Raw genomic sequence first — 24,552 nt, 5'->3', positions numbered from 1 at the left:
ACCCCCGTATGGGCTTCAACGTGTGACACGCCTGCCAAGGTCCCGGCACCTCCCGGGAGGCGTTACGGTCGAGTCATGAGTGAGCTGCCGGAGGAGACCGGCGACGAGCGGGTCGACGCCATCGTGGCGCGCCTCGGCGGGCTGGGCGAGCTGCCCGTGAGTGAGCACGTCGCGCTCTTCGACGAGGCGTTCTCGGGGCTGGAGAGCACGCTCGCGGCCGTGGACGAGCCGACGGCGGACCAGCCCTCGCCGGACGGACGACCCTCGCCGAGCGAACCGATGCCGGATGGGCCGATGCCGGGTGGGCCGACGCCGGGTGAGCGGCCGCGCCCCGGTGGGTGGTTGGCGGGCGAGCGGGCCGTGGGACGCCCGTGAGCCGCAGGATCCGGCTCGACAGCGAGCTCGTACGCCGCGGCATGGCCAGATCGCGCGAACAGGCCGTCCAGCTCATCGAGGCCGGCCGGGTCAGCGTCGGCGGGCAGCGGGCACAGAAGGCCGCCACCCAGGTCGACACCGCCTCCGCCATCGTCGTGGCCACCTCGGACGAGGGGCCCGACTACGTTTCGCGCGGAGCGCACAAGCTGCTCGGCGCGCTGGACACGTTCGAGACCCTGAAGGTGGAGGGCCGCCGCTGCCTCGACGCGGGCGCCTCCACCGGCGGGTTCACCGACGTGCTGCTGCGCCGCGGCGCCGCCCACGTGCTGGCGGTGGACGTCGGCTACGGGCAGCTGGCCTGGTCGTTGCGCAACGACGAGCGGGTGACCGTCATGGAGCGGGTCAACGTACGCGACCTCACCCCCGAGATGGTCGGCGAGGAGCCGCCCACGCTGGTGGTGGGCGACCTGTCGTTCATCTCGCTGCGGCTCGTGCTGCCCGCGCTGGCGGCGGTGGCCGCGCCCGCGGCGGATTTCGTGATGTTGGTGAAGCCTCAGTTCGAGGTGGGCAAGGATCTGGTCGGGGCGGGCGGGGTCGTGCGCGATCCCGCGCTGCGGGCGCGTTCGGTCCGCGACGCCGCGGCCAAGGCGACGGAGCTGGGGCTGAGTGTGCGCGGCGTGACCGCGAGCCCGCTGCCCGGACCGTCGGGAAATGTGGAATATCTGCTCTGGCTGGGCAAGGGGGCAGGCGAGCCGCAGGTCGCCGACCTCGACGCCGAGATCGAGCGGGCCGTCGCGGAAGGGCCGCAATGAAACGGACTGTGCTGGTCGCCGTGCACACCGGGCGCGGCGCCGCCATCGACAGCGCCCGGTTGGTGATCAACCGGCTGGTCGACGCGGGCATCAACGTCAAGGTGCTGGACGCCGAGGCAGGCGAGATCGGCTGCGGCGTGGCCGAGGCGGTGCCCGCCGACCCGGGCGCGGCCAAGGACGCCGAGGTCATGATCGTGCTCGGCGGCGACGGGTCGCTGCTGCGCGCCGCCGAGCTGGCCAGGCCCACCGGCACGCCACTGCTGGGCGTCAACCTCGGTCATGTCGGGTTCCTGGCCGAGGCCGAGGTCGCCGATCTCGCCGCGGCCGTCGACAGTGTCGTGGCCGGCCGGTACGACGTCGAGGAGCGGATGACCATCGATGTTCTCGCCCGGCAGAACGGCCGCGTGCTGGCCGACACCTGGGCGCTCAACGAGGTCACCGTCGAGAAGCAGGAACGCATGCTGGAGGTCGTCGCGGAGATCGACGGGCGGCCGCTGTCCAGATGGGGCTGCGACGGGGTGATCTGCGCCACTCCGACGGGCTCGACCGCCTACGCCTTCTCCGCGGGCGGCCCCGTCGTCTGGCCGGAGGTCGAGGCGCTGCTCATGGTGCCCATCAGCGCGCACGCGCTGTTCGCCAAGCCACTGGTGGTCTCGCCGCGCTCCACGCTGGCCGTCGAGATCCTGCCCGACACCCCCGGGGGCGTGCTGTGGTGCGACGGGCGGCGCAGGTTCGAGCTGCCGTCCGGGACGCGGATCGAGGTCCGCAAGGGCGCCGAGCCCGTACGGCTGGCGCGGCTGCACGGGGTGGAGAGCACCGGCGCGCCGTTCACCGACAGGCTGGTCGCCAAGTTCGAGCTTCCTGTCCAGGGGTGGCGCGGAAGGGTTCGTCCTTGAGTGAATGGGCTGAGGAGGACGGAAGGGTTCGTCCCTGAGTGAATGGCCTGAGTGAATGGAAGGCGGAGCGCGTAGGATCACGTGGGCATGATGAAACGCCTCAGGCGGCGTCGGACACGGCAGTGAACGGGAGTGGGCAGTGCGACCAAGGGTCGAGGAGGTCCGCATCCAGGGGCTCGGCGTCATCGACGAGGCCGTGCTCGAGCTTTCGCCTGGCTTCAACGTGGTCACCGGCGAGACGGGTGCGGGCAAGACGATGGTCGTCACCGGGCTCGGCCTGCTGTTCGGCGGCCGGGCCGACCCTTCGCGGGTCCGGCCGGGAGCCGACCGGGCCTCGGTCGAGGGCACGCTCGTCATCGAGCCGGGCGGGCGCGTCGCCCAGCAGGTCGAGGACATCGGCGGCGCGGCCGACGACGGCGAGCTGATCATCTCCCGCACCGTCTCGGCCGAGGGCAGGTCCAGGGCGTGGCTCGGCGGGCGCACGGTTCCCGTGGGCACGCTCACCTACCTCGCCGACGACCTGGTCGCCGTGCACGGGCAGATGGACCAGCAGCGGCTGCTGCAGCCGGCCAGGCAGCGGGCGGCGCTCGACCGCTACGCCGGCAACGAGCTGGTCAAGCCGCTGCGCGCCTACTCCCAGGCCTACAAGCGGCACAAGAAGGTGGGCGCGCAGCTCGAAGAGCTGACCACCAGGGCCAGGGAGCGGGCGCAGGAGGCCGACCTGCTGCGCTTCGGGCTCGAAGAGATCGAGAAGGTCGATCCCAAGCCGGGCGAGGACGTCGAGCTGCGCAGCGAGGAGGAGCGGCTCTCGCACGCCGACGCGCTGCGCAGCGCCGCGACCACCGCCCACACGGCGTTGCTCGGCGACCCGATGGAGGCCGCGGGCGGCCCTCACGACGTGATCTCGCTGCTGGGCGAGGCCCGCGCGGCCGTGGAGGCCGTGCGCGACTTCGACACTCAGCTCGCCGGGGTGGCCGACCGGCTGGCCGAGGCGGGCTACCTGATCTCCGACGTGGCCACCGACCTGGCGGCGTACGCGGAGTCGATCGAGGCCGATCCGGCGCGGCTGGCCGCCGTCCAGGAACGCCGGTCGGTGCTGTCCGGCCTGATCCGTAAATACGCCGAGGACAGCGCGGGAGTGCTGGCGTGGGCGCAGCGCTCGTCCGCCCGCCTGGCCGAGCTGGAGGGCGACGACGAGCGCATCGACGAGCTCACCCGCGAATACGAGGAGCTGACCACCCGGCTCACCGACCTGGCCGACGAGCTCACCGCCGTCCGTCAGGCCGCCGCCGAGCGGTTCGGCCAGGCGGTGACCGACGAGCTGACCGCGCTGGCCATGCCGCACGCCAAGGTCGTGGTCCAGCTGAGCCAGAGCCCGGAGTTCGGCCCCGAGGGCCGCGACGAGGTGGAGCTGCGGATGGCCGCCCATCCGGCCGCGCCGCCGCTGCCGCTCAACAAGGGCGCCTCGGGCGGTGAGCTGAGCCGGGTGATGCTCGCCATCGAAGTGGTCTTCGCCGGCGCCGATCCCGTGCCGACGTTCGTGTTCGACGAGGTCGACGCGGGGGTCGGCGGGAAGGCCGCGGTCGAGATCGGGCGCAGGCTGGCCCGGCTCGCCCGCACCGCACAGGTGATCGTCGTCACGCACCTGCCGCAGGTCGCGGCCTTCGCCGACCAGCATCTCGTGGTCGAGAAGGCGAGCGACGGCAGCGTCGTGCGCAGCGGCGTCGTCACGCTCAACCACGAGGGCCGGGTACGCGAGCTGTCCCGGATGCTGGCCGGCCTGGAGGACTCCGAGCTCGGCCGGGCCCACGCCGAAGAACTGCTCGGGCTGGCGGCGGCCGACAGGTGATCCTGGGTGACATAGCGGACACGCCGCGTCATGCGTGGCCTCCGCGCTGTTTCCCTCTGGCAGGATGGTCTTGATGAAGGTTCCGGGAAGCAGGATGCCGGGCCTCCGCGGGAGGAAGGTCGGAGACCTTCCCGGTGTAACGGCAGTGGCGAGAATCGACCGGCGGACCAAGAGGCTGACAAAACGCCTCCAGCCCGGGGAAATAGCGATTATCGACCATGTTGACGTTGACCGGGTCAGCGCGGAGGCTCTTGTCGCATGCGGTGCTTCGGCCGTGGTCAACGTGGCCAGCGGCATCAGCGGCCGCTATCCCAACCTGGGGCCTCAGATTCTGCTCGACGCCGGGGTGCCGTTCGTCGACAACGCCAACCAGGAGTTGTTCGAACGGGTCAAAGACGGTGATGTCGTACGCGTCTGCGACGGCGTCGTCTACCTCGACGACGACGTGGTCGGCAAGGGCGAGGAGCAGACCCCGGAGGCCGTCGAGTCGGCCATGGCCGAGGCGCGCGCCGGTCTGGCCGTGCAGATCGAGGCGTTCGCCGTCAACACGATGGAATACGTCCGCGGTGAGGGCAAGCTGCTCATCGACGGTGTCGGCGTACCCGAGATCCGCACGCCCATGGAGGGCAGGCACGTCCTCATCGTGGTGCGCGGTTATCACTACAAAGAAGACATCGCCACGCTGCGCCCCTACATCCGCGAATACCGTCCGGTACTCGTCGGGGTCGACGGCGGCGCCGACGCGCTGCTGGAGGCCGGCTACCTGCCCGACGTGATCGTCGGCGACTTCGACTCGGTCTCCACCAAGGCCCTGACCTGCGGCGCCGAGCTCGTCGTACACGCCTACCGCGACGGCAGGGCGCCCGGCCTCGAGCGGGTGCACCAGCTCGGCAGGGAAGCGGTCATCTTCCCCGCCACCGGCACCAGCGAGGACATCGCGATGCTGCTGGCCGACGACAAGGGCGCCGAGCTGATCGTCGCGGTGGGCACCCACGGCACTCTGGAGGAGTTTCTCGACAAGGGCCGCTCCGGCATGGCCAGCACCTTCCTCACCCGGCTGATCATCGGCAGCAAGCTCATCGACGCCAAGGGCGTCAGCAGGCTCTACCGCAGCCGCATCACCACGTCCCAGCTGCTCCTGCTCGTGATCACGGCGCTGATCACCATGGGGGTCGCGCTCTTCCTGTCGCCGCTCGGCCAGACCTGGCTCAACGGGCTGCAGGACGTCTGGAACGCATTCATCTTCTGGTTGGTCGGACTTTTCTCGTGATCGATTTTCGCTACCACCTCGTCTCCATCGTCGCGATCTTCCTGGCGCTCGCGGTCGGGATCGTGCTCGGCACCACGCTGCTGCAGGAGCCGGCGGTCAAGTCCGCCCAGGAGCTGACGGCCCAGCTCACCAAGACGAAGGAGGAGCTGCGGGCCCAGATCGACACGCTGCAGGGCCGCGAGGCGGGCAACGACAGCTTCATCACCTCCGTGACGCCCGACCTGGTGTCGGGCGACCTGGCCGGTCAGCGGGTGCTGCTGATCGAGACGCCGGGCTCCAGCACCGCCGCGCGCGAGTCCGTGCAGCAGGTGCTCGACCAGGCCGGGGCCGAGATCTCCGGCCGGGTCACGCTGACCGAGAAGTTCCTCGACCCCAAGGGCATAGGCGTGCTCGACGGCCTGGTCAACCAGCTCAAGCCGGTCAACATGGTCTTCCCCGCCACCACCACCAGCTGGGATCGCGCCGCCACGCTGCTGGCCTCCGCCCTGGTCACGACCGACCAGACGCAGGGCGGCACCCCTAACACCGCCGCCGCCGACGTCGTCAGCACGTTCGAGACCGGCGGCCTGCTCAGCACCGAGGGCGAGGTGACCAAGCGGGCCACGCTCGCGGTCATGTTCGCGCCGGAGAAGGCGTACGAGGGGGAGAGCGCCGAGGCCCAGGCGGGCGCGCTCGTCTCCGTCGCCGACGGCTTCGACGTCGGCGGCATGGGTACGGTGCTGGCCGGAATGGCCGCCACCACGGCCCTGCCCGGCGACGCGATCAGCGCCGTACGCGACGAGGGCGAGGTCTCCAAGCGCGTGTCCACCGTGGACACCGTCGACATGCCCCTCGGGCGCGTCGTGGTCGTCTATTCTCTCCGCGAACAACTGGCCGGGCGCGCCGGCCAGTACGGCGTGGGCAGGGGAGCCTCGGCCGCCATGCCCGTGGAGACGTCCGCCACCCCGTCCCCCACCGCAACGTCAGGGAGCTGACATGCCAGCCAGCCGGGCCCGTGGCCTGCTGTACGCCCTCGCCGGTGCCGCGATCGGCGCCGCCGCGGCGCGGGCCGCCTACGCGGCGTTCACCCGCAACCGCCCCGCCGACCTGAGCGGCCGCTGGACCAGGAAGAACCACCGCGGCGAGCCCATCACGCTGCTCGAAGGCCCCGCGTTCGTGGCCGGCTCCACTGCCGCCGCCGCGCTCGCGCCCGGCCTGACCCCGCGCGTACGCGCCGCCGCGCTGCTGGCCGGAGCCGGAAGCGGCGCGCTCGGCGCCTACGACGACCTCTACGGCACCACCTCCTCCAAGGGCTTCAAAGGCCACCTGAGCGCGCTGAGCCGCGGCGAGGTCACCAGCGGAGCCGTCAAGATCCTCGGCATCGGCGCCACCGGCCTCGGCGCCGCCGCCCTCGTCTCGCAGGGCCCCGCCGACATCCTGGTCAACGGCGCCACCATCGCCGGCACCGCCAACCTGGCCAACCTCTTCGACCTGCGCCCCGGCCGCGCCATCAAGGTGGCCCTGCTGACCGGCGGCCCGCTGCTGGCCGCCTCGCTCCTGCGCGGCTCGCCCGCCGCGGCGGTGCTGGCCGCCGTCCCGCTCGGGGCCGCCGCCGCGCTGCTGCCCGACGACCTCGGCGAACGCGCGATGCTCGGCGACGCCGGCGCCAACGCCCTGGGCGCGCTGCTCGGGCTCGCCGCCGTCACCAAGCTCGGCAAGCCGGGCCGCTACGTCCTGCTGGGCACGGTCGTGGCGCTGACCGCGGCCGCGGAGAAGGTCAGCTTCACCAAGGTCATCGCGGGCAATCCCGTGCTCAACCGCATCGACATGCTCGGCCGCCGCCCGGCCGAGACCGTGTGACCCGCTCGGCGCGATTGTCGGTCCGGCCTGCCAGGATGTCTGCGTACGCGTGATCGGCGGCGGGGCTGCCGGCAGCGGGGCTATCGGGGGCGGGGCTGAGGAGGCCGGGTGGGTGTGGTGACGGCGCGGGGCGTCGCGGGCGGCGCGATGCTCATCGGAGCCATCACGGTGCTGGCGCGCGTCGTGGGCTTCGCCAAGCAGTACGCCTTCGCCAGGACCGTCGGCACCAACTGCCTGTCCACCGCCTACATGACGGCCAACCAGATCCCCAACATCGTCTTCGAGCTGGTCGTCGGCGGCGCGCTGGCCGGGATGGTCGTCCCCGTGCTGGCCGGCGACCTCTCGCGCGAGCGGGCGGGGCGGATCGGCTCGGCGCTGCTCACCTGGGTGATCGTCGTGCTCGTCCCGGTGAGCGTGCTCATGGCGCTGCTGGCCGGGCCGGTCATCGCGCTGTTCGTCGGCGCCGCCGTCGACGGCTGCCAGGACACCTCGGCCGTGGCCGCCGTGGCCGCCCGTATGCTGGTCGTCTTCGCCCCCCAGATCCCGCTGTACGGCGTGGCCGCCGTCCTCTACGGCGTACTGCAGTCGCACAAGCGCTTCGCCGGGCCCGCCGTCGCGCCCCTGGTCTCCAGCATCGTGGTGATCGTCGCCTACCTGCTGTTCGTGCCGCTCAGTGGCGGGGTGGTCGATCCCGCGACGCTGCCCGAGCCGGCCGAGCTGGCGCTGTCGGTGGGCACCAGCCTGGGAGTGCTGTCGCTGGTACTGACCGTGCTCGGGCCCGTGGCGCGGCTCGGGCTGCGCTGGCGGCCCACCTTACGATTCCCCGACGGGGTGGCCGGGCGGGTGCGCAGGCTCGCCCTCGCGGGCATCGCGGCGCTGCTCGCCCAGCAGGCGGCCATGATCGTGGTGCTGGTGCTGTCCAACAAGGCGATCGGCAACGGCGCCATCGCCGTCTACAACTACGCGTGGGCGATCTACCTGGTGCCGTACGCCGTGCTGGCCGTGCCCATCGCCACCAGCGCGTTCCCCCGGCTGTCCGCGCAGGCCGGCGACCCGGTGGCCTTCGCGGCGCTCTCGGCCCGCACGACCAGGGCCGTGGTGCTGGTGTCCGGGCTGGCCGCCGGGGTGCTGGCCGCCGCGTCAGGGCCGGGGGCGGTGGTCTTCCTGATCGACAAGAGCGACGTGCCGCCCGCCGAGCTGGCGGCGGCGATCGCGCTGTTCGCGCCGGGACTGGTGGGATACGGGCTGATCGCGCACCTCAGCCGGGTGCTCTACGCGGCCGGCCACGGGCGGGCGGCCGCCACCGGCACCGTCGCCGGGTGGTGTGTGGTCATGGTGGCCCAGGTCGTGTTCGTGATCGTGCTGCCCGAGCAGTGGGAGATCGGCGGGATGGCGCTCGGCATGAGCGTCGGCATGAGCGTGGGCGGGGCGTGGCTGCTCGGGTCCGTGATCCGGGCTCGGGGGCGCGCGGCCGCGGCGGGGCTGGGCAGGGCCGTGGGCGCGGCGCTGGCCGGCGGGGTGCTGGGGTGGCTCGCCGGGGCCGGCGTGGTGGGGTGGCTCGGGGCGAGCGGCCTGTGGCCGAACGTCGCCTCCGCCGCCCTGGCCGCCGTGGTGGCACTGGCCGTCGGCGCTGCTGTCGTGGCGGTGGTGGATCGGGCGGATGCTGACGCGGTGGTCGGGCTGCTGCGGCGGCGTGGCCCGAGCTGAGCCCGGGACGCCACCTCATGAGCGGGCTGAGCACGGGAGGCCACCTCTCAAGGGGGCTGGGCACGGTGGCCCGGGCAGCGCCGGAGAGATCGCTAGGGCCGAGCAGGGCCGGAGGGATCGCTTGGGGCGGGCACGGCCGGAGGGATCGCTTGGGGCGGGCAGGCGGGCAGGCTGGGAGGGATCGGTTTGGGTCGCGCGGGTCGCGGGGGATCCTTCGGGGCTGGTGGGGCTGGGGTGGGGCTGGTGGGGTCGGTGGGGGCAGCGGATCCAGCGCTTGGTCGGTCTGGATACGACGGGCGGTTGGGGTGGTCCGAAAGGGCGGGTGGTCGGTTCGCTCGGGATCGTTGGGTTGGTTGGCTCAGGGTGGATAGGGCGGTGTGGTGTTCGGGACGGGCGGCTGGTCGTTGGTTGGTGCGGGGAGGGTGAGTGGTCGGTCTGTGTGGGATCGTCGGGGGGCGTTCGGGGTGGACGGATCGCTGGTTCGTTCAGGGCGGACGGGGTCGTTGGTTCGTTCGGGATGGATGGACGGTCGTAGGTTCGGGCGGGCGGGTCGGCGGTTCGGGCGGGACGGACTGTTCTTGGTCGGGTCGGGAGTGGTGGACTTGAGGAGGGAGCGGGTTGTGCGGGTGGCTTTCGTGCTGGGCACTACGACCGGAGGCACGGGGCGGCATGTCCTGACACTGGTGGAGGAGCTCGTACGCCGGGGACACCAGGTCGTCGTGATCGGGCCCGGGAGTGTCGAGGAACAGTTCGGCTTCGGCGCCGCGGGGGCCAGGTTCGCGGAGGTGGCCGTCTCCGATCGGCCGCATCCGGTGAACGACCTGCGAGCCGTGCTGGCCGTCAGGCGGCTGACCAGGGGCGCCGACGTGGTGCACGCCCACGGGCTGCGGGCGGGGGCGCTGGCCGCGCTGGCGCGGCGGGGGCCGGTCGTGACGCTGCACAACGCGCTCACCGCCGGCGGGTTCGTCGGGCTGGCCTACGGGGTGCTGGAGCGGATCGTGGCCCGCCGGGCGGGGCGCGTGCTGACCGTCTCGCCCGACCTGGCGCAGCGGATGACCCGGCTCGGCGCCCGTGACGTGCGGGCCGCCCTGGTGACGGCGCCGGTGCCCCGGCCGCCGAAGCGTACGCCGCGGGAGGTCAGGGACGAACTGGGCGCGGGCGAGCGGCCCATCCTGCTCACCGTCGCCAGATTGGCCCAGCAGAAGGGCTTGGAGACGCTCCTCGACGTCGCCGCCGGGCCGTGGCATGACGCCCGGCCGCTGTTCGTGGTGGCGGGGGAGGGGCCGCTGCGCGGGGAGCTGCGGCGCAGGATCGACGGGGAAGGGCTGCCCGTCACGCTGCTGGGTCACCGGGAGGACGTGCCCGACCTGCTCGGCGCCGCCCTGGCCCTGGTGATGCCGAGCCGGTGGGAGGGGCAACCGCTCACGCTGAGGGAGGCGCTCATGACGGGGACGCCGGCCATCGCCTCGAATGTGGGGGGCATTCCGGAAATCTTGGGAGATGCCGGAATCCTGGTTCCGTACGGTGACGTGGAGGGGTTGCGTATGGCCGTACAGGAGCTGCTGTCCAGCCCGCGAGCTGCGGAAACGCTGGCCGAGGCGGCCGCGCGGCGGGGCCGGGAGATGCCGGATGACGACGACGTCGTCGAGAGCGTGGTGGCCGCGTACCGCGGAGTGAGAGACGGGGATGGTTAGGCGTGCCCGATCCGTTCTCATATACTGCCTGGGTTAGGGAGGGGAGTATCCCTTCGCGACAGCCTCGTCATCACGGTGCAGCCCCACTCCACGGGGCCCCCGGGGCTGCCGGTCCGCGGTTTGAGCGGGCGGGAGAGACCTCCGGCAATGAAGCGTGCATGCTGCCGGAGGGTCTTTGTGACTGAACCCCTGTGGGCCTGGATCGCCGTGATCGGCGCTCTTCTGCTCGTCATCGCCATTGACCTGTGGATCGTCGACCGCGGAGAAGCCCGGGAATTCTCCATGCGGCAGGCCGGATACTGGGTGACGTTCTACGTCGCCCTCGCTGCGGCGTTCGCCGTGTTGTTGTGGAACACCTCCGGAGCCGACCGGGCCGGGGAGTTCGTCGCCGGTTACATCACCGAATACAGCCTGAGCGTCGACAACCTGTTCATCTTCTTCATCATCATGAGCCGGTTCGCCGTGCCCAAGATGTACCAGCACAAGGTGCTGCTCGTCGGCATCCTGCTCGCGCTCGTGATGCGCGGCGCGTTCATCGCGCTCGGCGCAGCGGCTCTTGAGCGGTTCAGCTGGCTGTTCTACGTCTTCGGCGCCTTCCTCGTCTACACGGCGATCAACCTCGTCCGCCAGCACCTGAAGGGCGAGGAGGAGGAGTTCAACGAGAACGTCCTGCTCCGATGGGTGCGCAGGGCCTTCCCGACCACCGAGGGCTACGTCGGCTCGAAGGTCACCGTGCGGATCGACGGCAGGCGCATGGTCACGCCCATGCTCATCGTGATGGTCGCCATCGGCAGCACCGACCTGCTGTTCGCCCTCGACTCGATTCCGGCGATCTTCGGGCTCACCAAGGACCCCTTCATCGTCTTCACGGCCAACGCGTTCGCCCTGATGGGGCTGCGTCAGCTCTACTTCCTCCTGGGCGGCCTGCTGCAGCGGCTCGTCTACATCAGCTATGGTTTGGCGTTCATCCTGGGGTTCATCGGGGTTAAGCTCGTATTGGAGGCGTTGCACTCCAGCCATGTCTCCTGGGCGCCCGAAATTCCCATCTGGGTGTCGCTCTCGGTCATCGGCGCCACCATGGTCATCACCACTGTGGCGAGCCTGATCAAGGCCCGCATGGACGCGCGCAAGGGCGAGCAGACGCACTCGGAGCAGGTCTAGCGAAATGGGCTTCGAGGCGCTTTGCTTGTGTAGTTGTGCCGTGTCATAGTTGCTCGTTCTGTAACATCACGGCAAAGCGCCCAGTCCAGTCACCACCAAAGGTTGTTCGTGTCAGACGATTCTGCTAAGCCGAGCCGCGTGAGGCTCGCGCGAGGGGTCTCCCCGTGGCTTCTCCCGACAGCGGCCACGGCGGCCGTCACCGCTCTGCTGACGCGCCGAAACCGGCGATGGGCGCTCGCGGCGGTGCCGCTGAGCGCGCTCACCGGTGGCATGCTCTGGTTCTTCCGCGATCCCGACCGCACTCCCGGCCGCGGCCGGGTTCTGTCGCCCGCTGACGGCGTGGTGCAGAGCATCGATCCGTGGCCGGACGGCCGCACCAGGGTCGCGATCTTCATGAACCCGCTGAACGTGCACGTCAACCGCGCCCCTCTTGCGGGAAATGTCACCTCCGTGCAGCATGTGGCAGGTGGGTTCCTGCCGGCGTTCAACAAGGACAGCGACCAGAACGAGCGCGTGGTGTGGCATTTCGAGACCGCGCTGGGCGACATCGAGATGGTGCAGATCGCGGGCGCGGTGGCGCGCAGGATCGTGCCGTATCTGAGCGCCGGGGCGAAGGTGGAGCAGGCCGAGCGGATCGGTCTCATCAGGCTCGGCTCCCGGGTCGACCTCTACCTGCCCGAAGGGATCTCTCCCGCGGTGTCCGTGGGTGACAAGACGGTTGCGGGGGTGACCAGAATTGACCACGGCTGACGCCGGCAGCTGGCAGGCCGACGAGGAAGAGCCGCGCGGTCCCGTGGGCAAGGCGTTCCGCCTGTCCGCCGCCGACTCCCTGTCCCTGGGCAACGCCGTCTGCGGGTTCCTCGCGGTGTGCGTCCTCGCCTACTCCGCCATCCAGCAGCTCCAGGTCGACGGCGGGCGCTTCACTCCCGAGCCCAGCTACTTCGCCACCGCCATCGTGCTGCTGCTCATCGGCGCGACCTGCGACCTGTTCGACGGGCTCGTGGCGAGGCGCTTCCGCGCCTCCGCGATGGGGGCCGAGCTGGACAACCTGGCCGACGTCATCAGCTTCGGGTTCGCGCCCGCGTTCATGGTGGTGATCTGGGGCGGGTTCACGCCGCAGGTGCCGTTCACCGCGGTGCTCGCGGCGGCGGCGGCCGTGCTGGTCGCCGGTGTCGTACGGCTGGCCAGGTTCGCCTGCGTCAAGACCAAGAGCGGCGACTTCATGGGGCTGCCCATCCCGATGGGCGCGATGACCGTGATCTCCATCGTGCTGCTCTTCCAGCCGAGCGTCTGGTCGCTGGCGGCCGTGCTCGGCGTGGCCTGGCTGATGGTCAGCCGGATCGAATACCCCAAGCCGAAGGGGCAGCTCGCCGCGGTCGTCCTCGGCTGGATCATGGTGAACGTGGCGTTCCTGACCGTGTGGGTCGCCTGGCCGCAGGGCGGGGACCTGCCGATCAAGATCGGGGCGAGCATGCAGATCGCGCTCGTCGCCGCGATTCCGCTGCGGGTGCTGTTCTACAAGCGCGAGCAGCGCAAGGAAGCCGCCCGTATCCGAATCGGCCACTGATGCGCCACTGACGGGATTTTTCGTCTTACTTCGGCTTTGATGGAGCCATGTCGGCTACGCCGCGCGAGCACACGCGCACGTACTATCTCGGCAAGCTGGCCACGGAGCTGGAAGAGCGCGGGCTGACCGCCCTGCTGCGGAGCCATCCGCCCGCGCTGCGCATCAGCCATCCCGACACGTTCATGCTGGCCGAGACCGTGGACTGTGTGCCGCTCTCCGGCGGATGGTTCTACCGCTGGTCGTGGGGCGAGCTGGTCGGCCTGGCCGACGAGCCCGCCCTCGCGGCGGCGCGGATCGTGCACGTGCTGGCCGCCCGCTCGTGACGCACCACCTCGCGTCGGCCGTCCGTTCATGACATGCCACGCGTCGGCGGCGCGTTCTTCACATACCACGCGCCAGGCCGCGCGTCCGTGACATGGCGACGCGTCGGTCGCGCGCCTGATGCCGGCCCAGACGGCGGCCGGCCACGGTCTACCAGCCTCTGGCTCGCCACTCGGGTAGGGCGGGGCGCTCGACGCCGAGGGTGGTGTCCTTGCCGTGGCCCGGGTAGACCCAGGTCTCGTCGGGCAGGCGGTCGAAGATGCGCTCCACCACGTCGTTGAAGAGCTGGTCGAACCGCTCGGGATCCTTGTTGGTGTTGCCGACGCCGCCGGGGAACAGGGAGTCGCCGGTGAACAGGTGATGGCCGGCCTCGCCGCCGTCGTACAGCAGGGCGATCGAGCCGGGCGTGTGGCCGCGCAGGTGGATGACCTCCAGGGTGACCTCGCCGAACGTGATCGTGTCGCCGTGCTCGACCGTGCGATGCACGGGCAGCGGGAGCGCGGGCGCGTCGAGCGGATGGGCCACCAGCCGGGCGCCGGTCACCTTGGCCACCTGCTCAAGCGCCTGCCAGTGGTCGCCGTGCTGATGGGTGGTGACGATCGTGCCGACCGGCTGGTCGCCCATCAGCGCGAGCAACCGGTCGGAGTCGGCGGCGGCGTCGATGAGCAGGCCCTCGCCGGTCTCGGTGCAACGCAGCAGGTAGGCGTTGTTGTCGTACGGGCCGACGGCGAGCTTGGAGATCGTCAGTGCGGGCAGCTCGCGCACGTCGGCGGGACCGCCGACCTGAACGTCGCCTGTGTACGTCATGGATAGTCCTTCGGGGGCGTCGCGGGCAGATCAGCGGGGGCCGGCATCGTCAGCCACGGCGGCGGTGGTGGCAGACCCGCGCCTCCGGGGCCTGGCATGAACGACTGCCCCACGGGCAACAGACTAACGCCCTCACCGCGGGAGCGGCCGGTGAGCCAGGCCAGCATGTCGCGTGGCGTGCCCGCGACCGCAGGGCCGTCGCCGAGGCCGCGCCAGCGGGCGACGATCTCGAGTGGCCGGTGGGTGGTAACCGGGGGAGAGCCCGGCGAGGACTGGTGGATGACAGGAGCGGCAGGCGTCATGGGACGCATAAGAGGGGGTTGTGAGGGTCCGTCTGTGACGGGGGTGACGGCGGGTGTGGCAGGTGTGCCGGGATGTGTGGGTGGGGGTCTGTGCGTGATGGGTGTGGCGGGATGCGGGGGTGGGGGTGGGGGTGGGGTGAGGAGGATGATCTCGCTCACCGTGCTGTGGTCGTGGGGCCAGGTGGTGTGGCAGTCGTGTAGTTCGCGGCGGACGAACGGGTCAGGCCAGTCGGCAGGGCCGTAGCCGGCGGCGAGGTCCACATGGTGGAAGCCGACCTCGCGCAGGCGGCGTACCAGGACGTACCAGGCGGGATGGGGTGGTGGGCGCAGGCCCTCGACCCGCGCGGACCAGGCGCGGTCCGGCAGGTTCCGGACGGCGGCGGCGAAGCGGGCGGCGCCGTCCTCCAGGCGGGCCAAGTGCTGGGCGGCCGGCTGGAGGGCGTGGGCCTCGATGGCGGCCGCCCTGGACTCGTACGAGCTGTACTGAGGGGTGCGGACACCGGTCCTCGCCCAGGCCAGCAGGCTGACGTAGGAGTCGGCGTTGGCGGCGAGGTGGGCCAGGACGTGCCCCCTGGTCCAGCCGGGCAGGCGGGAAGGGGCGCGGACGTCGGCGTCGGAGAGGGAGGCGGCCGTGGCCAGCAACTGGTTGGTCGCCGAGGCCAGCTCGGCCCGCAGCGCCGCGAGGACGGTCATGTCTAGATTTTTCATCATCTATCGTGTCTGGGGCGGGCGGGGCATAAAACCCCAGGTCAAGCGGTTCCATGTGGAAGGACTCCTGCCGAGGCGGGAGATGGCCGTAACCTGTGAGAGACGGATTTTCGACTGGCCGAGGATCGGGCCGCCGGAAATTGTCGGAGCCCCCGTCTACCATCGCCCGTTGGACCTATCCGCCTTTCGACTTCCGGGATCGCCGTGGCAGACCGCCTGATCGTGCGTGGTGCACGAGAACACAACCTCAAGGACGTCTCGCTGGATCTGCCGCGGGACTCGCTGATCGTCTTTACCGGCCTGTCCGGCTCGGGCAAGTCGAGCCTGGCCTTCGACACGATCTTCGCTGAGGGCCAGCGGCGCTATGTCGAGTCGCTGTCGGCCTACGCCCGCCAGTTCCTCGGCCAGATGGACAAGCCCGACGTCGACTTCATCGAGGGCCTGTCGCCCGCGGTCTCCATCGACCAGAAGGCCACCAGCAAAAACCCGCGCTCGACCGTCGGCACGATCACCGAGGTCTACGACTACCTGAGGCTGCTGTGGGCGCGCATCGGCAAGCCCCACTGCCCGGTGTGCGCGCGCCCGATCGCCAGGCAGATGCCGCAGCAGATCGTCGACCGCGTGATGGACCTGGAGGAGGGCACCAGGTTCCAGGTGCTCGCGCCGGTCATCAGGGGCCGCAAGGGCGAATACGCCGAGCTGTTCCGCGAGCTGCAGACCAAGGGCTTCGCCAGGGCCAGGGTCGACGGCACCGTCGTGCGGCTGGAGGAGCCGCCGACGCTGAAGAAGTACGAGAAGCACGACATCGAGGTCATCGTCGACCGCCTGTCGGTGAAGGACTCGGCGCGGCGCCGGCTCACCGACTCGGTCGAGACGGCGCTGCAGCTGTCCGGCGGCACGATCACGCTGGAGTTCGTCGACCTGCCCGAAGACGACCCCAACCGCGAGCGCTTCTACTCCGAGCACCTCTACTGCCCCTACGACGACCTGTCGTTCGAGGAGATGGAGCCGCGCTCGTTCTCCTTCAACTCGCCGTTCGGCGCCTGCCCTGAGTGCACCGGTCTGGGCACCAAGATGGAGGTCGACCCCGATCTGGTGGTGCCCGACCCCGAGCGCGAGCTCGGCGACGGCGCGATCCACCCGTGGTCCGGCGGCCACACCAGCGAATACTTCTCCAGGCTGATCGAGGCGCTCGGCCACACGGTCGGGTTCACGCTGGAGACCCCGTGGGAGAAACTGCCGAAGAAGGCGCAGAAGTCGCTGCTGTACGGCCACGACGAGCAGGTCCACGTTCGCTACAGCAACCGCTACGGGCGCCAGCGTTCCTACTACACCACCTTCGACGGGGTCATCCCGTGGGTGCAGCGCCGGCACGCCGAGGCCGAGAGCGACTCGGCCCGTGAGCGGTTCGAAGGCTACATGCGCGAGATCCCGTGCCCGGCCTGCAAGGGGGCCAGGCTCAAGCCGGTCACCTTGGCGGTGACGGTGGCCGGGAAGTCGATCGCCGAGGTCGCGGCCATGTCGATCGGCGAGTGCGCCAAGTTCCTGGCCGCGCTCAAGCTGTCCGACCGCGACATGCACATCGCCGAGCGGGTGGTCAAGGAGATCAACGCCCGCATGGGCTTCCTGCTCGACGTCGGCCTCGACTACCTGACCATGGACCGCGCCGCCGCCACCCTGGCCGGTGGCGAGGCCCAGCGCATCAGGCTGGCCACGCAGATCGGCTCCGGCCTGGTCGGCGTCCTCTACGTGCTCGACGAGCCGTCCATCGGCCTGCACCAGCGCGACAACATGCGCCTGCTCGACACGCTGGTCAGGCTGCGCGACATGGGCAACACGCTGATCGTGGTCGAGCACGACGAGGACACGATCGCGGCGGCCGACTGGGTGGTCGACATCGGGCCCGGCGCGGGCGAGCACGGCGGCCAGGTCGTCGTCTCCGGCACCGTCCAGGACCTCCTGTCCAGCGAGGAGTCCTTGACGGGGGCCTACCTGTCGGGGCGCAGGAGCATCCCGATCCCCGCCAAGCGCCGCAAGCGCGACAAGAAGCGGCAGATCACGGTCAAGGGCGCGCGCGAGCACAACCTCAAGGGCGTCGACATCGAGTTCCCGCTGGGGATGTTCACCGCCGTCACCGGCGTGTCGGGGTCGGGCAAGTCGACGCTGGTCAACGACATCCTCTACAACGCCCTGGCCAAGGAGCTCAACGGGGCGCGCACGGTGCCGGGCCGCCACTCGCGGATCAACGGCATGGACCAGGTCGACAAGGTCGTCCACGTCGACCAGTCGCCGATCGGCCGCACCCCGCGCTCCAACCCGGCCACCTACACCGGCGTCTTCGACCACGTGCGCAAGCTGTTCGCGGCCACGGCCGAGGCCAAGGTGCGCGGCTACCAGCCCGGGCGCTTCAGCTTCAACGTCAAGGGCGGGCGCTGCGAGGCGTGCGCCGGCGACGGCACCATCAAGATCGAGATGAACTTCCTGCCCGACGTCTACGTCCCCTGCGAGGTGTGCCACGGCGCCCGCTACAACCGGGAGACGCTGGAGGTCCACTACAAGGGCAAGACGATCGCCGAGGTGCTCGACATGCCGATCGAGGAGGCCCTCGGCTTCTTCGACGCCATCCCCGCGATCAAGCGCCACCTGCAGACGCTCAACGACGTGGGGCTCGGTTACGTACGGCTCGGGCAGCCGGCGACCACGCTGTCCGGCGGCGAGGCACAGCGGGTCAAGCTGGCCTCCGAGCTGCAGCGGCGGCAGACCGGGCGGACCATCTACGTCCTCGACGAGCCGACCACCGGTCTGCACTTCGAGGACATCAGGCGGTTGCTCGGCGTGCTGGGGCGGCTGGTCGACGGCGGCAACACGGTGATCGTCATCGAGCACAACCTCGACGTCATCAAGACCGCCGACTGGATCATCGACATGGGGCCCGAGGGCGGCTCACGCGGCGGCACGCTCGTGGCCTGCGGCACGCCCGAGGAGGTCGCGCTGGTGGACGAGAGCCACACCGGGCGCTTCCTGCGCAAGATCCTCGAGTTCTGACCCCTGGCGCCGGAGATCCCGCCTGCCGAAACGTTCGACGGGCGGGACTTCCGGCGTCACCAGACGTGGCGGCTCCGGGCCCGACGCTTGGGCCGGGCTTCGGAGCTACGCGGCGCGGCAGCACTGGGCACGGTGCTGGGGTTTGCGCGGTGCGGCGGCTCTGGGCGCGGTGCTATGCGGCGGGTGCGGGCGCGGTGCTACGCGGTGCGGCGGGTGCGGGCGCGGCGTTTGGCGGCGTCGCCGCGTTCCAGCCACCACTCGGCCACCAGCAGCGGCAGCACCCGGCCCAGCCAGGCCGCCAGCCCCGACACCGTGGCGATCATCAGCCCCGTGTCACCGTGGAAGGTCGTCTCCAGCTGCGGCTCCAGCAGGATCACGAACAGCACGCTGTAGATCCGGTTGGTGATGATGGACATCGTCAGCGCGAAGCTGCGCACCATCCACCGCCGGTGATCGACGAACCTGCGCTGCCTGGCCATCCGCCACCCCGCCACCGTGACACCCAGCCAGAGCAGCGCCAGCGTGACGTCACTGGCCATCGTCACCGGCCCGAACGGCGTGGCCAGGCCCACCACCAGACCCAGCAGGCCGGCCGGCAGGCAACCGCCGAACACGTACACGCGGCCGATCATCCGGTGCGCCCGCGGGTAGCGGGCGCGGAACCACGGCCAGATCTGCAGGCAGCACGTGATCATCGCGATCGAGCCGAACACCACGTGCAGCGAGAGCATCACGAAGTGCGGCGGGAAGAAGTCAGGGGCGGGCACGCGCGACTGCGAAGGATCCAGCGACAGGTACGGCGGCAGCGAGAAGGCGATGAACGCGGCCGCCACCACCATCAGCGGCGCCACCCACGGCCGGCGTCACCACCGGGTCCTGGGCACCTGAACGGGAGGGACAGAGGGACGCGTCGTCGAAGTCGTCATGCACGCAGCCTGGGGTGGGCCGCTGACCGCCGGCCTACCACCCGCTGACAGGACCGGCGGGTGCCGTCAATAAGGTGAAGTCCTGAGTCATCACCGCGGCTCCAGGGGCGAACGCAGGAGCGCGGGCACATCGCGGGCACACGCGGAAACACGCGGAGACACTGATCGGGGGCGGAGCCATGTCCGGGAACGGGTTGGGGCGTCGGGAACTGCTGGGCGCGACCGGGGTCGCAGCGTGCGGCCTGGCGCTGACCGCGTGCGGCTCGCAAGGCGCGCAGGCCAAGCCGAGCCTCAAGGGAAAGGTCCTGGCCAAGACGGCGGACGTGCCCGTCGGCGGCGGCAAGCTGATCGAGGACCTCAAGATCGTGGTGACGCAGCCCACGCAGGACGTCTACAAGGCCTACAGTTCGGTGTGCACCCACAAGGGCTGCCAGGTCGGCACACCCGCGGACAACGTCATCAGGTGCGCCTGCCACGGCAGCGAGTTCGCCGCCGATACCGGGCAGGCCACCAAGGGTCCCGCGACCGCGCCGCTGACCTCGTTCAAGGTGAAGGTCGAAGGCGACGGGATCGTGGTCGCCTGAACGGGTAATAGTGCGTAGTCCTCCGGATTGCCCTCGGGCACGCTGAACCGGCGCCAGGGCGCTGGCCGTACCTGAAGTGAAAGACAATCTGGGAGGACACACCATGACGGAAACGACGCGTCGGACAGTGGTGTTCGGCGCCGGGAGCGCAGGGCTCGCGGCGGTTCTGACGGCCTGTGCGAGTTACGGCTCGCCGACGACAGAAGTGAACGAGGAGCCGGCCGCCGAAGAGCCGTCGTCCGACGCACCGAAGAAGAAGGCCGACTCCAAGCCGAAGGCGCTGGCGGACGTCAGCGACATTCCGGAGGGAGGCGGGAAGGTCTTCGAGAAGCAGAAGCTCGTCGTGACGCAGCCGACCGCGGGGGAGTACAAGTGCTTCACGGCGGTCTGCACCCATCAGGGCTGTCTGGTCGCCACGGTCTCGAACAAGACGATCAACTGCCCGTGCCACGGGAGCAAGTTCAGCATCGAGGACGGCTCGGTGTCGGCCGGTCCGGCAGGTGACCCGCTGGAGGAGAAGCAGATCGAGGTCGACGGCGACAAGATTAGACTCGCCTGAAATTCGTCTCATGAATTTCTCACCTGTGTACGTTTGGGTGAGCGCATGGCAGATGACCTTCAGAGCCGCAGGGCGGTGTTCGCAAGCGTCGGAGCGGGTGGCCTGGCGCTTGCGATCAGCGCATGCAGCGGCGGCGGCACCGAGACGACGGCGAACACCACCCCTGACGCGAGCGCACCCGCCGCACCCGAGACCAGCGCGCCGGCGGCCGACGGCGGTGGCGCGCTGGCCAAGACCGCCGACATCCCCGTGGGCGGGGGCACGGTCTTCAAGGACCAGAAGATCGTGGTGACGCAGCCGACCGAGGGCGAGTTCAAGGCCTTCAGCGCACTCTGCACCCACAAGGGCTGCCCGGTCGGCTCCGTCGAGGACGGCGCGATCGTGTGCCCGTGCCACGGGAGCAAGTTCGCCATCGCGGACGGCTCCGTCACCGGGGGCCCGGCGGACAAGCCGCTGGCGGCCCAGGAGATCAAGGTCGACGGCGACCAGATCATGCTGGCATAGCCGGACGTTCTCGCGGCGTGCCCGCCGTACCATCGCGAAGAGTACGGCGGGCAACCTTGTCGGTGCGGGCTACTAGGCTGGCAGCGTGGTCAGATCAACGGGCAGCACCTTGAGTTTCCGGCCTAAGCCGGGGTCGATTCCCGAGTCCCCAGGGGTCTACCGGTTCAGGGACACGCACGGCCGGGTGATCTACGTCGGCAAGGCCAAGAGCCTGCGCCAGCGGCTCAACTCCTACTTCGCCGACTTCTCCGCGCTGCATCCGCGCACGCAGTCGATGCTGACCACGGCCGCCGACGTCGACTGGACGGTCGTCGGCACCGAGGTGGAGGCGCTGCAGCTCGAATACTCCTGGATCAAGGAGTTCGACCCGCGCTTCAACGTCAAGTACCGCGACGACAAGTCCTACCCCTACCTCGCGGTGACCATGGGCGAGGACTTCCCGCGCGTGCAGGTCATGCGCGGCGCCAAGCGCAAGGGCACCCGCTACTTCGGCCCCTACTCCCACGCCTGGGCCATCCGCGAGACGGTCGACCTGCTGCTGCGCGTCTTCCCCGTACGCACGTGCAGCGCCGGGGTGTTCAAGCGGGCCGGGCAGATCGGCCGGCCGTGCCTGCTCGGCTACATCGACAAGTGCTCGGCGCCCTGCGTCGGCCGGGTCAGCCCCGACGAGCACCGCGACCTGGCCGAAGACTTCTGCGACTTCATGGCCGGCAACACCACCCGCTTCATCAAGCGGCTGGAGAAGGAGATGCGCGAGGCCGCCGCCGAGCAGGAATACGAGCGGGCGGCCCGGCTGCGCGACGACATCCAGGCGCTGCAGCGGGCGCTGGAGAAGCAGGCGGTCGTGCTCGGGGAGGGCACCGACGCCGACGTCATCGCCCTGGCCGAAGATCCGCTGGAGGCCGCCGTCCAGGTCTTCTACGTACGCGGCGGACGCATCCGCGGCCAGCGCGGCTGGGTCGTCGACAAGGTCGAGGAGAGCACGCCCGGCGAGCTGGTCGAGCAGTTCCTGCTGCAGATGTACGGCGAGGCCAGCCCCGACTCGATGCCCCGCGAGGTGCTCGTCCCGCACCTGCCGCCCGACGCCGAGGCCGTCGCCGAGCTGCTGACCGAGCAGCGCCGCTCCCGCGTCGAGGTGCGCGTGCCCCAGCGCGGCGACAAGAAGTCGCTGATGGAGACCGTCGAGCGCAACGCCAAGGAGTCCCTGGCGCAGCACAAGATCCGCCGCGCCAGCGACCTGACCACCCGCAGCAAGGCGCTGCAGGAGATCGCCGACGCGCTCGACCTCGACCAGGCGCCGCTGCGCGTCGAGTGCTACGACGTCTCCCACCTGCAGGGCGAGAACGTCGTGGCGTCGATGGTGGTCTTCGAGGACGGCCTGGCGCGCAAGAGCGAATACCGGCGTTTCGCCGTCAAGACCAAGGAGGGCGACGTCGCCTCGATCCACGAGGTGATCATGCGCCGGTTCCGCCGCTATCTGGAGGAACGCTCCGCGACCGGCGAGCTGGCCCCCGACGACGACGCCGGAGCGGGCCCCATCGACCCGGAGACCGGCAAACCGCGCAAGTTCGCCTACCCGCCCAACCTCGTCGTGGTCGACGGCGCCGGCCCGCAGGCGGCCGCCGCGCAGCGGGCCCTCGACGAGCTCGGCATCGACGACGTGGCCGTGTGCGGTCTGGCCAAGCGGCTGGAGGAGGTGTGGCTGCCCGGCGACGACCAGCCGGTGATCATGCCTCGTTCAAGCGAGGGTCTCTACCTGCTGCAACGGGTGCGTGACGAGGCACACAGGTTCGCCATCACCTACCATCGTTCCAAGAGGTCAAAGACGGTGAAGGAGAGTGCGCTCGACGGTGTGCCCGGCCTGGGGCCGGCGCGCAGGCAGGCGCTGCTCAAACACTTCGGCTCCGTGAAAAAGCTACGTGAGGCCACTGCCGATGAAATCTGCGCGGTTCCCGGCATCGGCCCGTCCATCGCCGAGGTCATCGTGTCGACGCTGAAGGGAGAGTCACCTTGATCTCGCCAGGATGCCAGGGTGTTCACGCCGAAGAGGCGTACGGTCCGGCCCGTCATGGCCGGGCCCCGTCGAAACCATCGATCACCCCTGACGGGGTGACACGATGAGCGACGCACGGGGTGGCGCGGGCATCGCCCGCGAAGCGCGCGGCGCCGGTTCCGCGCGGGGTGACGCGATGAGCGCCGGGCCGGCGTTCGTCATCGTCACCGGCATGTCAGGGGCCGGGCGCAGCACCGCCGCCAAGGCGCTGGAGGACCTGGGCTGGTTCGTCATCGACAACCTGCCGCCGGGGCTGCTGTTCGCGATGGCCGAGGAGGCGGGCAAGGTCAAGCTCGCCGCCGACAAGGTGGCCGCCGTCGTCGACGTGCGCAGCCTGGCCTTCACCACCGACCTCAACGCGGCCATCGAGGAGCTCGAAGGGCGCGGCGTACGCGTGCGGGTGGTGTTCCTGGAGGCCAGCGACGAAGAGCTGGTGCGCAGGTTCGAAAACGTCCGCAGACCGCATCCCCTCCAGGGCGAGGGGCGGCTGGTCGACGGGATCACCCGCGAACGCGGCATCCTGCGGGAGGTGCGCGCCAACGCCGACCTGGTCATCGACACCTCCTCGCACAACGTGCACGACCTGCGCAACAAGATCGTCGCCTACTTCGGCGGGGAAGACCGTCCCGGGCTGCGGCTCAACGTCGTGTCGTTCGGCTTCAAGTACGGGCTGCCCGTCGACGCCGACCTGGTGGTCGACTGCCGGTTCCTGCCCAACCCGCACTGGGTGCCCGAGCTGCGGCCGATGAACGGCCTCGACGCCCCCGTGAGCGACTACGTCCTCGGCCAGCCGGGGGCCAAGGAGTTCCTCGACGCCTACGAGGAGGTCCTCCAGGTGGTCGCGGCCGGATACGCGCGCGAGGGCAAGAGCTATGCCACGCTTGCGGTGGGATGCACGGGCGGCAAGCATCGCAGCGTCGCGATGGCCGAGCAGGTCGCCGCCCGCCTGCGCGACCGCGGGATGGAGGTCCAGGTGAGTCACCGGGATGTGGGGCGGGAGTGACCGATGAAGACGTCGAAGCCGCTCTGCCGGTTCCGGTAGGCGACGCTGGGCCCGGCCTCGGCGGGCGCGGTCATCAGGGTCCGTCGCTGGTGGTTGGCGGGCCGGGTGGAGACGTGCCTTGTGGCGACCCTTCCGACCATGAGGTTGCCGACCGTGGTGTCTCGGGCCGTGGTGTCTCGGGCCGTGGTGTCTCGGGCCGTGGTGTCCTGAATCGCGAGGTTCTGGACCTTACCGGTCCGGATCGTGGCGTCCCCGGCGGTGGTGCCGTGGACGGTGCGGCTCGCGGTGGTGGCGTTGTGGACGATGGCGTCGTGGCCGCGGCCGGTGGAGGTTCCGGCGGCGCTGTGTCTCCAGCTGGGGTTTCCGGCAGCGGCATGATCGACGGTGAGTCTTCCGGGCGTGGTGCCGGGGCCGGCGTGGGCGAAGACAGCGGGGTTGCGGACGGTGGGGTCGTGGCCGGCGTGGTCGCGCGGGAGGAGCGGGGCGGCGGCGTGGGTGACGCGGATGCGCGGGAGCAGGAGCCTGAGGTTCGCGACGGTGGTGTGGGCGCGCCGTGGCACGGCGGGTTCG

23 protein-coding genes are annotated in these 24,552 nt (G+C 70.5%); 19 read left to right on the top strand and 4 right to left on the bottom strand.

The annotated features are described in order from the left end of the window. Positions 1–75: 75 nt before the first annotated feature. From AB0C27_RS37700 to AB0C27_RS37640, 13 genes are all read left to right on the top strand, one after another. Positions 76–375, top strand: coding sequence for a hypothetical protein (locus AB0C27_RS37700; RefSeq protein WP_357854467.1), 300 nt, complete (start codon positions 76–78; stop codon positions 373–375). After that, the gene (locus AB0C27_RS37695) at positions 372–1,187 is read left to right on the top strand and encodes a TlyA family RNA methyltransferase (protein WP_357854463.1); all 816 of its coding nucleotides are present in this window, start codon (positions 372–374) and stop codon (positions 1,185–1,187) included. The genes AB0C27_RS37700 and AB0C27_RS37695 overlap by 4 nt, the downstream gene beginning before the upstream one ends. Next, entirely contained in the window at positions 1,184–2,083 is a 900-nt protein-coding gene (locus tag AB0C27_RS37690; protein ID WP_357854460.1) for an NAD kinase, read from the top strand. The genes AB0C27_RS37695 and AB0C27_RS37690 overlap by 4 nt, the downstream gene beginning before the upstream one ends. Before the next feature lie 139 nt (positions 2,084–2,222). Continuing rightward, positions 2,223–3,932 (top strand): DNA repair protein RecN, encoded by a 1,710-nt coding sequence (gene recN, locus AB0C27_RS37685; RefSeq protein WP_357854457.1) that lies wholly within the window; start codon positions 2,223–2,225, stop codon positions 3,930–3,932. A gap of 73 nt (positions 3,933–4,005) precedes the next feature. Further along, positions 4,006–5,202, top strand: coding sequence for a putative cytokinetic ring protein SteA (steA, locus tag AB0C27_RS37680; RefSeq protein WP_346114753.1), 1,197 nt, complete (start codon positions 4,006–4,008; stop codon positions 5,200–5,202). Further along, on the top strand, positions 5,199–6,176 hold the full coding sequence (locus tag AB0C27_RS37675; protein ID WP_357854453.1) for a copper transporter: 978 nt from the start codon (positions 5,199–5,201) through the stop codon (positions 6,174–6,176). The genes steA and AB0C27_RS37675 overlap by 4 nt, the downstream gene beginning before the upstream one ends. Position 6,177: 1 nt before the next feature. Next, a complete protein-coding gene (locus tag AB0C27_RS37670; RefSeq protein WP_357854450.1) occupies positions 6,178–7,041 on the top strand; it encodes a hypothetical protein in 864 nt (287 codons plus the stop codon). 108 nt (positions 7,042–7,149) lie between these two features. Then, the gene (locus AB0C27_RS37665) at positions 7,150–8,748 is read left to right on the top strand and encodes a lipid II flippase MurJ (RefSeq protein ID WP_357854447.1); all 1,599 of its coding nucleotides are present in this window, start codon (positions 7,150–7,152) and stop codon (positions 8,746–8,748) included. A 620-nt stretch (positions 8,749–9,368) separates the two neighbouring features. Further along, positions 9,369–10,442 (top strand): glycosyltransferase family 4 protein, encoded by a 1,074-nt coding sequence (locus AB0C27_RS37660; RefSeq protein WP_357854445.1) that lies wholly within the window; start codon positions 9,369–9,371, stop codon positions 10,440–10,442. Between the two features lie 177 nt (positions 10,443–10,619). Beyond that, positions 10,620–11,603 (top strand): TerC family protein, encoded by a 984-nt coding sequence (locus AB0C27_RS37655; protein ID WP_357854442.1) that lies wholly within the window; start codon positions 10,620–10,622, stop codon positions 11,601–11,603. 138 nt (positions 11,604–11,741) lie between these two features. Further along, complete coding sequence (locus AB0C27_RS37650) at positions 11,742–12,353, top strand: phosphatidylserine decarboxylase (RefSeq protein WP_357854439.1); 612 nt, start codon at positions 11,742–11,744, stop codon at positions 12,351–12,353. After that, on the top strand, positions 12,340–13,170 hold the full coding sequence (pssA, locus tag AB0C27_RS37645) for a CDP-diacylglycerol--serine O-phosphatidyltransferase (RefSeq protein ID WP_106251537.1): 831 nt from the start codon (positions 12,340–12,342) through the stop codon (positions 13,168–13,170). Before AB0C27_RS37650 ends, pssA begins: the two co-directional genes overlap by 14 nt. Positions 13,171–13,217: 47 nt before the next feature. After that, positions 13,218–13,493, top strand: coding sequence for a hypothetical protein (locus tag AB0C27_RS37640; protein ID WP_357854434.1), 276 nt, complete (start codon positions 13,218–13,220; stop codon positions 13,491–13,493). A gap of 148 nt (positions 13,494–13,641) precedes the next feature. Here the strand turns inward: AB0C27_RS37640 and AB0C27_RS37635 are convergent, their stop codons facing one another. Together AB0C27_RS37635 and AB0C27_RS37630 are read right to left on the bottom strand one after the other, a co-directional pair. Continuing rightward, positions 13,642–14,298 (bottom strand): MBL fold metallo-hydrolase, encoded by a 657-nt coding sequence (locus AB0C27_RS37635; RefSeq protein WP_357854431.1) that lies wholly within the window; start codon positions 14,296–14,298, stop codon positions 13,642–13,644. After that, entirely contained in the window at positions 14,295–15,293 is a 999-nt protein-coding gene (locus tag AB0C27_RS37630) for a maleylpyruvate isomerase N-terminal domain-containing protein (protein ID WP_357854427.1), read from the bottom strand. The genes AB0C27_RS37635 and AB0C27_RS37630 overlap by 4 nt, the downstream gene beginning before the upstream one ends. 219 nt (positions 15,294–15,512) lie before the next feature. Here AB0C27_RS37630 and uvrA point away from each other — a divergent pair, with 219 nt between their 5' ends. Beyond that, positions 15,513–18,353, top strand: coding sequence for an excinuclease ABC subunit UvrA (gene uvrA / locus AB0C27_RS37625; protein ID WP_357854424.1), 2,841 nt, complete (start codon positions 15,513–15,515; stop codon positions 18,351–18,353). A gap of 197 nt (positions 18,354–18,550) precedes the next feature. On the opposite strand, the gene AB0C27_RS37620 is transcribed toward uvrA, so the two are convergent. After that, positions 18,551–19,204 carry a DUF2306 domain-containing protein gene (locus AB0C27_RS37620; RefSeq protein ID WP_357854421.1) on the bottom strand — a complete coding sequence of 218 codons (654 nt, stop codon included), beginning with the start codon at positions 19,202–19,204 and terminating at the stop codon, positions 18,551–18,553. Between the two features lie 269 nt (positions 19,205–19,473). Here AB0C27_RS37620 and AB0C27_RS37615 point away from each other — a divergent pair, with 269 nt between their 5' ends. The 5 genes from AB0C27_RS37615 to rapZ all read left to right on the top strand — a co-directional run bounded on the left by AB0C27_RS37615 (position 19,474) and on the right by rapZ (position 23,982). After that, positions 19,474–19,863, top strand: coding sequence for a Rieske (2Fe-2S) protein (locus AB0C27_RS37615; protein ID WP_357854418.1), 390 nt, complete (start codon positions 19,474–19,476; stop codon positions 19,861–19,863). A gap of 103 nt (positions 19,864–19,966) precedes the next feature. Further along, complete coding sequence (locus tag AB0C27_RS37610) at positions 19,967–20,422, top strand: Rieske (2Fe-2S) protein (protein ID WP_346111459.1); 456 nt, start codon at positions 19,967–19,969, stop codon at positions 20,420–20,422. 45 nt (positions 20,423–20,467) lie between these two features. After that, entirely contained in the window at positions 20,468–20,926 is a 459-nt protein-coding gene (locus tag AB0C27_RS37605; RefSeq protein ID WP_357854415.1) for a Rieske (2Fe-2S) protein, read from the top strand. Between the two features lie 109 nt (positions 20,927–21,035). Continuing rightward, positions 21,036–22,940 (top strand): excinuclease ABC subunit UvrC, encoded by a 1,905-nt coding sequence (uvrC, locus tag AB0C27_RS37600; protein WP_357854530.1) that lies wholly within the window; start codon positions 21,036–21,038, stop codon positions 22,938–22,940. Positions 22,941–23,115: 175 nt separating this feature from the next. Continuing rightward, positions 23,116–23,982: an RNase adapter RapZ gene (gene rapZ, locus AB0C27_RS37595; RefSeq protein ID WP_346111479.1), complete on the top strand. Its 867-nt coding sequence runs from the start codon at positions 23,116–23,118 to the stop codon at positions 23,980–23,982. Here rapZ and AB0C27_RS37590 read toward each other — a convergent pair. After that, positions 23,958–24,542 (bottom strand): hypothetical protein, encoded by a 585-nt coding sequence (locus AB0C27_RS37590; RefSeq protein ID WP_357854412.1) that lies wholly within the window; start codon positions 24,540–24,542, stop codon positions 23,958–23,960. The two genes, rapZ and AB0C27_RS37590, sit on opposite strands and share 25 nt — an antisense overlap. Positions 24,543–24,552: the final 10 nt, after the last annotated feature.

Source organism: Nonomuraea sp. NPDC048882 (assembly GCF_040649755.1).
GTDB classification, from domain to species: Bacteria; Actinomycetota; Actinomycetes; order Streptosporangiales; family Streptosporangiaceae; genus Nonomuraea; species Nonomuraea maheshkhaliensis.
The sequence above is the reverse complement of the archived record's forward strand: the minus strand, read 5'-3'. Positions and strand labels throughout refer to the sequence as shown.